Source organism: Streptomyces sp. NPDC039480, assembly GCF_055597165.1.
The window spans coordinates 131,826-144,488 of the sequence record NZ_JBVITX010000008.1 but is presented as its reverse complement, the minus strand read 5'-3'; the positions used below and the strand labels follow the sequence as shown (position 1 = coordinate 144,488).

At 73.5% G+C, this 12,663-nt stretch carries 9 protein-coding genes and 1 tRNA gene; 9 read left to right on the top strand and 1 reads right to left on the bottom strand.

From position 1 onward, the window contains the following. The first annotated feature begins 83 nt into the window (after nt 1-83). From ACZ56E_RS24885 to ACZ56E_RS24855, 7 genes are all read left to right on the top strand, one after another. On the top strand, nt 84-1,055 hold the full coding sequence (locus tag ACZ56E_RS24885) for a phosphatase PAP2 family protein (RefSeq protein WP_471217405.1): 972 nt from the start codon (nt 84-86) through the stop codon (nt 1,053-1,055). Next, nucleotides 988-2,145, top strand: coding sequence for a hypothetical protein (locus tag ACZ56E_RS24880; RefSeq protein WP_471217402.1), 1,158 nt, complete (start codon nt 988-990; stop codon nt 2,143-2,145). The genes ACZ56E_RS24885 and ACZ56E_RS24880 overlap by 68 nt, the downstream gene beginning before the upstream one ends. 727 nt (nt 2,146-2,872) lie before the next feature. After that, nucleotides 2,873-4,468 (top strand): hypothetical protein, encoded by a 1,596-nt coding sequence (locus ACZ56E_RS24875; protein ID WP_471217400.1) that lies wholly within the window; start codon nt 2,873-2,875, stop codon nt 4,466-4,468. Further along, nucleotides 4,468-5,829: an AAA domain-containing protein gene (locus tag ACZ56E_RS24870; protein ID WP_471217770.1), complete on the top strand. Its 1,362-nt coding sequence runs from the start codon at nt 4,468-4,470 to the stop codon at nt 5,827-5,829. The genes ACZ56E_RS24875 and ACZ56E_RS24870 overlap by 1 nt, the downstream gene beginning before the upstream one ends. 503 nt (nt 5,830-6,332) lie before the next feature. Then, a complete protein-coding gene (locus ACZ56E_RS24865; RefSeq protein WP_398298042.1) occupies nt 6,333-6,695 on the top strand; it encodes a hypothetical protein in 363 nt (120 codons plus the stop codon). Between the two features lie 140 nt (nt 6,696-6,835). Continuing rightward, entirely contained in the window at nt 6,836-7,423 is a 588-nt protein-coding gene (locus ACZ56E_RS24860) for a bifunctional DNA primase/polymerase (protein WP_471217398.1), read from the top strand. Continuing rightward, nucleotides 7,414-7,487, top strand: a tRNA-Lys gene (locus tag ACZ56E_RS24855). The genes ACZ56E_RS24860 and ACZ56E_RS24855 overlap by 10 nt, the downstream gene beginning before the upstream one ends. Nucleotides 7,488-7,555: 68 nt before the next feature. Here ACZ56E_RS24855 and ACZ56E_RS24850 read toward each other — a convergent pair. Then, nucleotides 7,556-8,836 carry a M6 family metalloprotease domain-containing protein gene (locus ACZ56E_RS24850; protein WP_471217396.1) on the bottom strand — a complete coding sequence of 427 codons (1,281 nt, stop codon included), beginning with the start codon at nt 8,834-8,836 and terminating at the stop codon, nt 7,556-7,558. A gap of 328 nt (nt 8,837-9,164) precedes the next feature. Between ACZ56E_RS24850 and ACZ56E_RS24845 the strand changes: the two genes are divergently transcribed. Both ACZ56E_RS24845 and ACZ56E_RS24840 read left to right on the top strand, forming a co-directional pair. Next, complete coding sequence (locus tag ACZ56E_RS24845) at nt 9,165-10,979, top strand: putative bifunctional diguanylate cyclase/phosphodiesterase (RefSeq protein ID WP_471217394.1); 1,815 nt, start codon at nt 9,165-9,167, stop codon at nt 10,977-10,979. Nucleotides 10,980-11,190: 211 nt separating this feature from the next. Next, complete coding sequence (locus ACZ56E_RS24840) at nt 11,191-12,657, top strand: aldehyde dehydrogenase family protein (RefSeq protein WP_471217392.1); 1,467 nt, start codon at nt 11,191-11,193, stop codon at nt 12,655-12,657. The last annotated feature ends 6 nt before the right edge of the window (nt 12,658-12,663 follow it).

The following is a 12,663-nucleotide window of genomic DNA, read 5'->3' as shown; positions in this document are numbered from 1 at the left end:
GGATGCCTCGCCCGCCTTCGCGTACGCCGTAAAGTGAGGCGGCGGCAGACGCCGCGTGAACAGAGACATGGGGGACCTATCGGATGCCGAAGACCGACGTGCCGGGCATCACCGGCATATCCGGGCCCCGGCTGCGCTGGTGGACGGAGCTGCCGCTGATCGTCCTGGTGTACGCCGCGTACTCGGCGGGCCGGCTCGTCGTCCGAGGCGATGTCTCCAGTGCGATCGACCACGGTGTGGGAATCCTGAAGGCCGAGCAGTTCCTCCGTATCAACGCGGAGAGCCCGCTGAACCGTCTCTTCACCGACAACGCGTGGATCGGCGTCCCCGCCGACTTCTGGTACGCCTCACTGCACTACCTCGTCACGCCCGCCGTCCTGGTCTGGCTGTTCCGCAGCCGTGCCGTCCGCTACCGCGCGGCACGCGCGTGGCTGATGATCTCCACCATGATCGGCCTGATCGGCTTCACGCTGCTGCCGACCTGCCCGCCCCGACTGCTGAGCAAGGGGTACGGATTCGTCGACACCATGGCGCAGTACAGCACCTACGGCTGGTGGGGCGGCGAGGCGAGCGCGCCGCGCGGGCTCGGCGGGATGACGAACCAGTACGCGGCGATGCCCAGCCTGCACGTGGGGTGGGCGCTGTGGTGCGGCGTGATGCTGTGGCGGTGCGGGCGCACGCCGCTGACCAGGGTGGCCGCCGTCGCCTATCCCCTCATCACCACGATCGTGGTGATGGGCACCGCCAACCACTACTTCCTCGACGCGCTCGCGGGCGCCGTGGTGATGGGCGTGGGGCTGCTGCTCGTACGGCCCGTGCAGCGGCTCACGGAGCCCGTGATGAACCGGTTGCGGGCGCGCTTCCTGCCCTCCTCGGTGCCCTCGTCCGCCACGGAGTCCTCGATTGTCAGTGCTGGATGCCAGACTTCGGCAGGTGAGCGAATTCCCCGACAGCGCAAGCAGAGTGTCGCCACCGGCACCGAGTCGAGTGCCCGCCCCGCAGACGTCGGCCGACCCGCCGACGCCGGGGAAGGCGCTGCGGCACCGGTTCGCTGACCTGCGCGGCGCGGATCTTCCCGCGCGGCCGCTGGACGCCCGGGCGCTGGCCGCGCTCGCGGCGAATCCGGGGTGCAGTCGGCGTGCGCTGCTGGACGGCGCGGGCGTGGACAAGACGGCGCTCGCGGAATCACTCGGCTCTCCCTCGGGCTTCGGCCAGTCCCAGTTCGCGTTCATGCGGGGCAATGCCTTCGAGGCGCGGGTCAAGGCCGACGGCGGCGCGGAGCTGCTGCGTCTGACGCATGCGCGGGTGGGCGGCGGGCCCGAGCCGGTGCCGGGTGAGTCGGCCGTGCCCGACCTGTCGGCGGCGGGCCCCGAGGGCCGCTCCGCGCGGACCGCGCTCGCGCTGCGGGAGGCCACCGCCGCGGGCGGCTGGACGCTCCTCGACCATCCCATGCTGGCCCTGGACGTCGCGGGGAGCCCCGCCTTCCTGGAGCCGGACGCGGTGGTGGTCCATCCGGACGGCAGCTGGACGGTCGTCGAGATCAAGTCCTTCCCGATGATCGACGGCTCGGCGGATGCGGCGAAGGTGGGCGCGGCCGCCCGCCAGTCCGCGGTGTACGCGCTGGCGCTGGAGCGGGTGGCGGAGCGCATGGAGCCGGCGCCCCGCGTCCGGCACCATGTCCTCCTCGTCTGCCCCAAGGACTTCTCGAACCTGCCGGCGGCGTCCGCGATCGACGTCCGCAAGCAGCTGTCGGTGACCCGGCGCCAGCTGGCCCGGCTGACCCGGGTCGAGGACATCGCGGCGGAGCTTCCGGAGGGCACGACCTTCGATGTGCGGCGCCCCGTGGACGAGCTGACGGCGGCGGTCGAGGCGGTCCCCGCGACGTATGCCCCCGAGTGCCTCGCCGCCTGCGAGCTGGCCTTCCACTGCCGGGACCGGGCCCGTGAGCAGGGCGAGGTGACGTCCCTGGGCCGCGCGATCCGCGGGGAGCTGGGCGGCCTGACGACCATCGGCGAGGTCCTGTCGGCCGCCGCGGGCTCGACCGGCGATCCGGACGACCCGGTGGTGGCGGCGCTGCGGAGGGCGGCGGGGTTGCGGGGCGAGGCGCTGTCTGGCGTGGGCGCCTCGGGCGGTGAGCAATGCTGACCGCCGTCCCGTCGCCCGGGGGCCACCTCCCCACCCACCCGCCCTCCACATGCCGGGCAACCCCGCCCCGGTCACGCCCGGGCGGCGCCGACTGCGGCGACGCCGACTGCGTTGGCTGTGGCTGCGTTGGCTGTGGCTTCGTTGGCTGTGGCGGGGCGGACAGCAGCCGCCCCGCCCTTGCCGTGCCGAGCGACCGAGCCGCCGACTCCCAGCCGAGCAGCCCCGCGACCGCCGCTCGCGCTGTCGGCCCCCGGCCGGGCGGCCCGCAGCCCGACGGCCGCCCCGGTGGCGCCCAGCTGGGCGGCCCCGAGGCGTACGAACAGCCCGGCGACACCCAGCCGGGCGCTCCAGCGGCCCCCGCCCGAACCACCGGCTCCCAGCCCGGCAGCCCTGCGGCCGCCGCTCGCGCCGTCGGCCCCAGGCCGAACAGCCCACAGCCCGGCAGCCAGCCCGGCGGCACCCCGCCCCGCAGCTCCGAGGCGTGTGAACAGCCCGGCGGCGCCCAGCCGGGCGGGCCGGCAGCCCCCGCTCGGACCACCGGCTCCCGGCCCGGCAGCCCTGCGGGCGGCGCTCGCGCCGTCGGCACCCAGCCGGACGGGCCCGTGGACCCCGCTCGGGTCACCGGCTCCCAGCCGGGTGGCGGCGGGGGCGTGTGGGTGAGGGGTTGGTGGGTGGGGAGTTGTGGTCAAGGTGGTAGGGGGCGTTCGCAGGTGGGGAAGGGGCTTTTGTGGCGTTGATTGATGGGCTTGCTCGGTTGGAGGCTGTCAGTTCGGGGCGGGCGCAGGCTCGGGCGACCGTTCGGCATCGGCATGTCTCTCAGCGGCCCCTCGTCCTCGTGCCGCTCATCACCGCCGGTGAGGCGGGCGCCCCGCTCGGTGCGCTCGTCGGGACGGAGCGCACCTCGCCCCGGCTCCTTGTCGTGCCCCAGCCCCGCGACCGCGACCTCCGCTTCGCGTTCCTCGCGCAGCTCGCGGAGATCGTCCTGCCGTACGTGGACGCGTTCGCGCAGGACGTCGAGGCCGCCGAGCGCAACGAAACCGATCCCGAGACCGGCAAGCGCGTCAAGGTCGAGGTGGAGCTCTGCGCGGACGCGCCGCAGCTGATCGTGCCGAGCCGCGCGGGCATCGAGTTCGTACGGCTCCTCGGCCGCTCCATGCGGTTCCGGCGCACCGCCGAGCAGGACCCCGACGCGCCCTACCCCGCCCCGCCCCGCGTCCCCCTCCTCGGCCGCTGGCTGACGCACTTCGGGGAGCGGGCCCGCGTGCCCGGGTCGTCCCTGCTCGTCGCCATGACCGAGCTGCTGTCCCGGCACTGGGCGACGGGCCAGTCCAGCCTGGAGGACCAGCACCTGGGCGCCCTGCTCGCCTGGATCGAGGCCCCGGAGGGCACCTCGGGCGCCGAGGCCGCGCTCCGCGCCGAGCTGGCCCGGGACGGGGACGGCCAGTTGCTGTGTCCGCCCGCGGGCCCGGCCACCGACCCGGCGTTCGACAACGACCTGCTGGCTCCCGCCATCGAGCGCTACGACCGCGCGCGCACCGCCCTCGCCGCCGCCGAGGACGGTGTCGAGGCGGACGAGCGGCTGGCGCTCCTGACCGCCGCCGAGCGGGAGATCCACACCCTGATCGACAGCAGGACGCGGCCCACCTGGGACGCCGTGTGGCGGGGCCTCGACGCCCTGTGCACGCTCCCCGAGGCGGCGCACGCCGCGGACCGGTGGACCCGCGACCGCTGGTCGTTCACCGGCCACCGCGACCGGGTGGCTGCGGGCGAGCCGCCGCAGCCCCGCGTCGACGACGCGGTCACCGCGGCGAACAAACTGGCGACGCGCGAGCGCGAGCAGGCCCGCCTGGACGCCCAGGAGGCCCTCGACGACCCACTCGTGATGGCCGGCCGCCGTCTCGCGGGCGAGGCCTTCGTCGGCGAGGTGACGGAGGTCGTCATGGCGTACAGCGAGGGGAAGAGCCCGCGGCCGCGCCCCCTGGTCACCGTCCGCACGGACGACCAGCCGCACCTCGGCGAGCGCACGAAGGTGTACCGCGCCCTCGAAGGCAAGCCGCAGACCGCGGAGTTCGTGGCGTACGAGAGCGGGAGCGGCAAGGAGGCCGTCGTGCTGCGCATCACCGACAAGATGGGGCGCGGCAAGGAGCCCGAGCGCGGCTCCGTCCCCGAGAAGGGCGACCGGATCTGCTGGACGCTCTTCGAGCACGAGCAGCGCGGCGGCCCCAAGCTGCCCGACCCGGAAGCCACCCCGTGGACCCACGGCGGCCCGCCGTCGGGCACCGCGGAGAGCCCTGACCCCGTGACCGCGGAGGACACCCTGTGATCCAGCTCGCCCCGCCCGCGGGCGGCACGTTCGACCCCGGCGCCGAGGCCGCGCGCGCCACGGACGCGATCCTCCACGACACGCTGCACGGCACGCACCGCGGCGTCGTGGTCGACTCCCCGCCCGGGGCCGGGAAGTCGACCCTCGTGGTCCGCGCGGCCCGCGAACTGGCCGCGGCGGGCCGCCCCCTGATGGTGATCGCGCAGACGAACGCGCAGGTGGACGACCTGGTCCTGCGGCTCGCCGAGAAGGACCCGGAGCTGCCGGTCGGCCGGCTGCACAGCAGCGACCCCGATCCGTACGACAAGGCGCTCGACGACCTGGCGAACGTCCGCAAGTCGACGAAGGCGGGCGATCTGGCGGGCCTCGACATCGTCATCTCGACGGCCGCGAAGTGGGCGCACGTCAAGGCCGACCAGCTCGACGCGCCGTGGGGCCACGCCATCGTCGACGAGGCCTATCAGATGCGTTCGGACGCGCTGCTCGCCGTGGCGGGGCTCTTCGAGCGGGCGCTGTTCGTGGGCGACCCGGGGCAGTTGGACCCGTTCTCCATCGTCGGCGCCGAGCAGTGGGCCGGCCTTTCGTACGATCCGTCGGCGTCCGCCGTGTCGACGCTGCTCGCCCACAATCCCGAGCTGCCGCAGCATCGCCTGCCGGTGTCCTGGCGGCTGCCGGCCTCGGCGGCGCCCCTCGTCTCGGACGCGTTCTATCCGTACACGCCCTTCCGCAGCGGTACGGGGCACGGGGACCGTGTGCTCAACTTCGGGGTGCCGTCGGACGGTTCGGCTCCGGACCGGGTGATCGACGAGGCGGCGGAGTCGGGCTGGGGCCTGTTGGAGCTGCCGGCGCGGAACACGCCGCGTACGGATCCGGAGGCCGTCCGTGCGCTGGCGCAGGTCGTCCGCCGCCTCCTCGACCGGGGCGGCGCGGCGACCTCCGAGCGCGGCCCTGATCCCACGCCGCTCACCGCCGACCGGATCGCGGTCGGGACCGCCCACCGCGACCAGGCGGCAGCGGTACGTGCCGCTCTCGCGGAGCTGGGCGTCCTGGACGTCACGGTGGACACGGCCAATCGCCTCCAGGGGCGGGAGTACGACGTGACGGTCGTCCTGCATCCGCTCTCCGGGCGGCCGGACGCCACGGCCTTCCATCTGGAGACGGGCCGCCTCTGCGTTCTGGCGTCCCGCCACCGGCACGCCTGCATCGTCGTCTGCCGGGCGGGCGTCAGCGCCCTGCTCGACGACCACCCGTCGACGGAGCCGGTCCAGCTGGGCGTCACGGTGAAGTTCCCCGACGGCTGGGAGGCGAACCACGCGGTTCTGGCCCGCCTCTCCGAACACAGGGTGACTTGGCGCCCCTGATAAGCCCCTGCCGGGGGCGCGAGATCCTCCGTTCACGCGCGCCTGCGGGCCGCCGGGGGCTGGGCGCGCAGTTCCCCGCGCCCCTACACAGCACCCGGCGACCCACTTGCACGACAAGACAAGCCCCCTCAGGGGCGCGAGGAACTGCGCGAGCAACCACACAACAGCCGCAGACGCGTCTGCCGAGATCCCCCACAGACGCGCCTGCGGGCCGCCGGGGGCTGAGCGCGCAGTTCCCCGCGCCCCTACACAGCACCCGGCGACCCACTTGCACGACAAGACAAGCCCCCTCAGGGGCGCGAGGAACTGCGCGAGCAACCACACAACAGCCGCAGACGCGTCTGCCGAGATCCCCCACAGACGCGCCTGCGGGCCGCCGGGGGCCGGGCGCGCAGTTCCCCGCGCCCCTACACAGCACCCGGCGGCCCACTTGCGCGGCAAGGGAGAATGGGAGTCGGCCGGCACCGGACGGACGGCGCGCACCGTACGAGGAGGAAACAACCATGGCGGAGCCCGAGCGGCCCCGGACCGAACAGCGCACCGAACAGCGCATGCGCCCCGCGCCCCTGCTCTTCGAGCCGGCGGAGGCCACGGCCGACCCCGAGCACTTCTTCGACCTGGAGTCGATCGAGGACCCGCGCGAGCTCCTCGACCGCGCCACCGAGCTGACGCACGCGTTCCGTGCCGCGACGGACCGGTCCATCGAGTTCCAGGCCATGGCGGCCGCCCAGCTCGCCGACCCGCGCCGCTTCGACCGGCTGACGCCCGCGCTGATCGCGGAGCGCGCGGAGTGGACCGAGGACTACGCGAAGAAGATGGTGGAGTACGGCCGGGACCTGATGCGCGGCGGCGCGGACAAGCACTAGCCCGAGGCCGCCCAGGGTCACCGCCGTCACCCCGCCCTGGCATATGCCGAGCAGGGCAAGGTACTCCCCCGCCCCCCTCCCCGTCCCCGTTTCCTGCAACTCTCGGAAATGGGGCGGTCGCCTTAGGTAGACGTAGCTGCATGAGCAGCCTCTCGTCCAGCCACGACGTGTGTGACGTCACCGCGGAGGGAGCCGCCTGGCTCGCCTCGGCCGAGACGTATCCGCGCAGCGCTCTCGCCCTCTGGCGGAGCCGGCCCGACGCCCCCGCCGTGCTTCCCTGCGGGACCGCGTTCGACGTGGTGAGTGTCCCCGCGGTGTTCGGCCGCCGGATGCTCGACCGGTTGTGGGGGGAGGGTCCCGGCTCGGGGCCGGTCGCCGCGCACCGCGGCCGCGTCCTGCTCTTCGCGTCCCCCGGCACCGCGCAGCGCCTGCCCGCCCTCCTGGAGTGGGAGGAGTGGGGCCCCGCGGTCCCGGCCGTGCTCTGTCACGGCACGGGCGACGCGGTCACCGTGCCGCCGCTCGTGGCGGGTGGGGAGTTCGGCGGGCGCCTCGAATCGCGCTGGCTGGTGGCCCCCGGCACCCGCCACCCGTGGCTCCCGGGGCCCGACGTGTTCCTCTGGGCCTGCGTACGGGCGGCCAGGTCGGGGGCGTCCTCCGCCGTCCGCTTATCGATTTTTCCTCGCGGCGATCAGGGTGCTAAGGTCTACGACGTCAGCAGGCGCCGCTAGCTCAGTTGGTTAGAGCAGCTGACTCTTAATCAGCGGGTCCGGGGTTCGAGTCCCTGGCGGCGCACAGACGGTGAGAAGCCCCTCGCGGAAGCGAGGGGCTTCTTGCGTGTGCGGCCACCCATCCACGGGGCTTCAGCTCGTTGTGACCTCTACCGTCCATGCCCCGGAAGCCGTCCTACCCGCCACCTCCACGCGTACGTCGTGGCCGGGCACCGTGAAGCTCTCGCCGGCCCGCACCGGCGCGTCCGCCAGCTGCGGGTAGACCGAGTCGCCCCAGCAGGACTCGGACTCCGGATGGGCGTCGACGACCTCGACGGGGCCGCTGCCCGACGCTGTACCGCTCCGCACCTCGTAGAGGAGGACACCCTCCGTGCACGTGGCGTGGTCGTTGCCCACGGGGCCGCGCGCCTCCAGGGCCAGCACCGCGTCCCGGCCCGTGCGGATCACGGCGAGCCGCGTGCCGCCGAGCGCGCCGGGCGCGGGTGCCGCCGACAGCGGCTCCAGGGTCAGCCGCTCCGTCCCCGCGCCCACGCACCGCACCTGCCGCGGCTCCAGCCAGCCCAGCTTCCACTTGTGCCAGCCGAAGAGATCGGGGGCGAGACCGAACTGGCTGCCCATGACGTCCCAGTCGCCGACGTGCGTGTCCCAGTCGCCCTTGCCGTCGGTGGGCCGGTGGTACAGGTCGGGCAGGTCGAAGACGTGGCCCGTCTCGTGGGCCAGGACGTTGCGGTCGGGCGGATGCCGTTCGAAGACGGTGACGATACGGCGGATGTCCGTGCCGTCGGCCCGCATCGGCCGGTCGAAGTTCACCACCTTCGTGGCGTCCGAGTCGACGCCGGGCGCGTCCGGATCGGCGACGAAGTACACGATGTCGTACCGCGAGAAGTCCACGTGCGGATCGGCGGCGGCCACCGCGTCCCGCAGATAGGCGGCGCGGCGCTTGGGGTGCCAGTCGCGCTGTATGGCGTACGAGAGGGAGTCGTCCGGCATCCGGACCCACTGGCGCTGCGGGTGCGGGGCCAGCGTGAACTTGCCGTACGAGGCGCGTTCGAAGAACCGGCTGGTGGCCGGGAAGTGGTCGGCGGCCAGCTCGTCGGGCGTGGTCAGCGGCGGGGAGTCCGGGAAGGACAGGAACACCATCGCCGCGTTCAAGGTGCGGGACGGGCGCGGATAGGCGGTGTTCCAGGTGTCGAGGCCCTCCGAGTGGTGCGCGGCGGTGCGGCGCAGGGCGCACGGTCCCGCGGTGGACTCGGCGTTGGCGGGGCCCGCGACCAGTGAGGTGGCGGCCAGCGCGGTCAGTGAGGTGATGAAGGCGGCGGTGCTGCGCAGGCGGGATTTCTCCCCTCCACGGGTGAGTCCCCAAGGGGGGAGCTGACGCGGCACGTCGACCTCCGGGTGCGGAATGCGGGACACCCCACCCACCTTGTGACGCTTTGTTGACCTTTGCCCTGTTTGTCTGGCCCTTCCGAGTGAGTACGAGGCAAGGGGGCGACACCCCGACCGCTCACCGAACGTCACAAGCGATCGGGTCGCAACGGAAGCAGTTCAGGGCCGAGCAGAAACGATCTGCCGACCGGGGTGGCGTCCGCCCGGCCCGGCGCTACGGCTGGAACGGTCATCCGGCCAGCCTCTATGATCGGCACACTTTCCTGCGCGGGCCCGGTCCCCACACCACCACCCGCCACCTGCCCGCCGCCCGACGAGACCTGTTCGAGAACAAACTGCACTGCGGGAGCAAGCGGTGAACGGAACGTCCGAAGGGCCCACCCCCACGGCCACAGCACCCGGCCGGACCCGCCCCGATGTCACGGAGCGTCGCCGCACGGAGCGGTCCGACTACCGCGCCGCCTTCGCGGCCGCCCCGCTGCCCCTCGCGGTCGTCGACGGCGAGGGCCTCGTCATCAGCGCCAACGACGCACTGGCCGACCTCTTCGGGGAGGCCCCCGGCGCGCTCGCCGGACGGGTCGCCGCCGACCTGATCGACCTGGCGTCCGACGCCCGCACCTGGCACACGTACCTGGAGGTGCTCCGCGGCCGGCAGGCCCGGCTGCGCTGCACCCGGCGCCTGAAGCACCCCGACGGGCACTCCCTGTGGGTGCAGATCACGGTCTCCCCGATGCCGGGGGCCGCCGGCCGGGACGACGGCGGCACCGTGCTGCTCGCCGCCTCCGACATCAGCGCGCGCCGCGAGCTCCAGGCCCGGCTGCGCCATGTGCAGATGCACGACCCGGTGACCCGGCTGCCCAACCGCAACCTCTTCTTCGAGCGCCTCGCGTCCGCGCTCGAAGCGGGGACGTACGACGACACGAGCACCGGCCGGATCGGGCTCTGCTACCTCGACCTCGACGGGTTCAAGGCGGTCAACGACACCCTCGGCCACCGGGTCGGGGACCGGCTCCTCGCCGCCGTCGCGGAGCGGCTCACACGCTGCGCCGACCGGGCCGGGTACGGCAGGGCGGCGGCGCCGCTCGTCGCGCGGCTCGGCGGCGACGAGTTCGCACTGCTCGTCGAGGAGTCGACCGGCACGGACCAGCTGGCCGAGCTGGCGGAGACGACGCTCCAGGCACTCCAGGAACCCTTCGACCTGTCCGGGCAGCGGCTCTCCGTCTCCGCGTCCATCGGCGTCGTCGAGCGGCGCGCCGCGGGCACCACCACGACGGGGCTGATGCAGGCCGCCGACACCACGCTGTACTGGGCGAAGACGGACGGCAAGGCCCGCTGGACCCTCTTCGACCCCGAGCGCAACGCCCACCGCATGACCCGCCAGGCGCTCTCCAGCTCCCTGCGGCCCGCCGTCGATCGCGACGAATTCGTCCTGGAGTACCAGCCGTTGGTGGGGCTCGACGACGAGGGGCTGCACGGTGTCGAGGCGCTGGTGCGGTGGCAGCATCCGCAGTTCGGCCTCCTCACGCCGAATCGGTTCATCGGATTGGCCGAAGAGGACGGGTCGATCGTGCAGCTCGGCCGCTGGGTGCTGCGGAGCGCCTGCCGGCAGGCCCGGCGCTGGCAGCTGGACCACCCCGAGCGGGAACCGGTGTTCGTCAGCGTCAACGTCGCCGTGCGGCAGGTGTGGGACTCGGACCTGGTCGCCGACGTCGCGGAGATCCTCACCGAGACCGGACTCCCCGCCCGGCTGCTCCAGTTGGAGCTCACCGAGTCCGCCGTCATGGGGTCGGCGGGCCGGCCGCTGCAGGCGCTCCAGGCGCTCAGCGACATGGGCGTGCGGATCGCCATCGACGACTTCGGGACGGGGTACTCGAACCTCGCGTACCTGAGCCGGCTGCCGGTGTCCGTCCTGAAGCTGGACGGGTCCTTCGTGCGCGGTTTCCAGTACGAGGAGGGCGAGCAGCACACCAACCCCGCCGACGAGGTCATCGTCGAGGCGATGGTGCAGCTCGCGCACCGGCTCGGCCTCACGGTGACCGCGGAGTGCGTGGAGACCGCGGCCCAGGCCGCGCGGCTGCGGCGGATCGGGTGCGACACGGGGCAGGGGTGGCTCTACTCCCGGCCGGTCCCGGCGGATCGTATCTCCGTACTGCTCGGCGGAGCCGCCTAGCCTCGCCGTACTGCTCACTGCTCGGCGGGGGCCGCCCGGCCCCGGCCCGCCGGGCTCTCCCTAGCCCAACCAGGTCACATCTGCGCCCAACCCTCCCCCGGCCGGTGCGTCCCCGTGGCCGGTGCGCGCCGATCGGACGATGTTGGTGCCCGGTGTGCGTGCCGGTGGGTGACCTCGGCACCTGACGAGGACGAGAGCTAGGGAGCCCACGATGCCGGAACTGTTCGTCGACGGCGAGTGGACCGGGACCGTCCACGGCGCGCGGCGGGACGTGGTCAATCCGTACGACGCGTCCGTCATCCAGCAGGTCGACGACGCCGACGAGGCGGATGTCGAACTCGCCGTACAGGCCGCCCGGCGCGCCTTCGACCGCGGCGACTGGTCGGGGGCTGCCACCCGGGAGCGCGCCGACGTGCTGCTCCGGGTGGCGCGGTTCCTGCTGCGGGACCAGGAGGAGATCGCGCACGTCGAGTCCCTCGACACCGGCAAGACGCTCGCCGAGGCGCGGATCGACGTCGAGGACGTGTCGAACGCGTTCCGCTACTTCGCCGAGATCGCCGACAAGGACGGCGGCCGGGTCGTGGACGTCGGCCCTGACGTGCTGAGCCGCGTCACGTACCACCCCATCGGGGTCTGCGCGCTGATCGCGCCGTGGAACTATCCGCTGTTGCAGGCCTCCTGGAAGGTCGCCCCCGCGCTGGTCGCGGGCAACACCTTCGTGCTGAAGCCCAGCGAGACGACGCCGCTCTCCACGATCCACATGATGCGGCTGATCGCCGAGGCGGGGGCTCCGGCCGGGGTCGCGAACCTCGTGCTCGGCCCCGGCGCCACCGTCGGCGCCGCCATGTCCGCCCACCCCGAGGTGGACCTGGTCTCCTTCACCGGCGGTCTCGCCACCGGGCGCCGGATCATGGAGGCGTGCGCTCCGGGCGTGAAGAACCTCGCGCTGGAGCTCGGCGGCAAGAACCCGAACGTGGTCTTCGCGGACTGCGACTTCGAGGCGGCCGTCGACCACGCCCTGGAGGCGTCGTTCCTGCACTCGGGGCAGGTCTGCTCGGCCGGGTCGCGGCTGCTCGTGGAGGACTCCCTGCACGACCGGTTCGTGGAGCGGCTCGCCGAGCGGGCGAGCGCCATCCGGCTCGGCAACGGCATGGATCCGCAGACCGAGAGCGGGCCGCTCAGCTCGGCGGAGCACCGCGAGAAGGTCGAGGGCTATCTGGAGATCGCCCGCGACGAAGGGGCCCGGCTCGTCTGCGGCGGCCGCCGCCCGGACGACCCCGAGCTGGCGCGCGGCTTCTTCCTCCTTCCGACGATCTACGCCGACTGCGACCGCTCCATGCGGATCGTGCAGGAGGAGGTCTTCGGCCCGGTGGTCACGGTGGAGCGGTTCCGCTCCGAGGACGAGGCCGTGGAGCTCGCCAACGACACGCGGTACGGCCTGGCGGGCGGGGTCTGGACGAGCGACGCGAGCCGCGCCCAGCGGGTCGCCGCCCGGCTGCGGCACGGCACGGTCTGGATCAACGACTTCCACCCGTACGTACCGCAGGCGGAGTGGGGCGGCTTCGGCCGTTCCGGTTTCGGCCGGGAGCTCGGGCCCACCGGCCTGCGCGAGTACCAGGAGGCCAAGCACATCTACCAGAACCTGCGGCCGGGCCCCTCCGGCTGGTTCAAGGGCTGAGCGGAC

Bases quoted from the DNA above. Each gene is read 5' to 3' on its own strand.
- ACZ56E_RS24885 (WP_471217405.1), top strand. From the start codon at position 84: ATGCCGAAGACCGACGTGCCGGGCATCACCGGCATATCCGGGCCCCGG.
- ACZ56E_RS24865 (WP_398298042.1), top strand. From the start codon at position 6,333: ATGGCGGAGCCCGAGCGGCCCCGGACCGAACAGCGCACCGAACAGCGC.
- ACZ56E_RS24860 (WP_471217398.1), top strand. From the start codon at position 6,836: ATGAGCAGCCTCTCGTCCAGCCACGACGTGTGTGACGTCACCGCGGAG.
- ACZ56E_RS24840 (WP_471217392.1), top strand. From the start codon at position 11,191: ATGCCGGAACTGTTCGTCGACGGCGAGTGGACCGGGACCGTCCACGGC.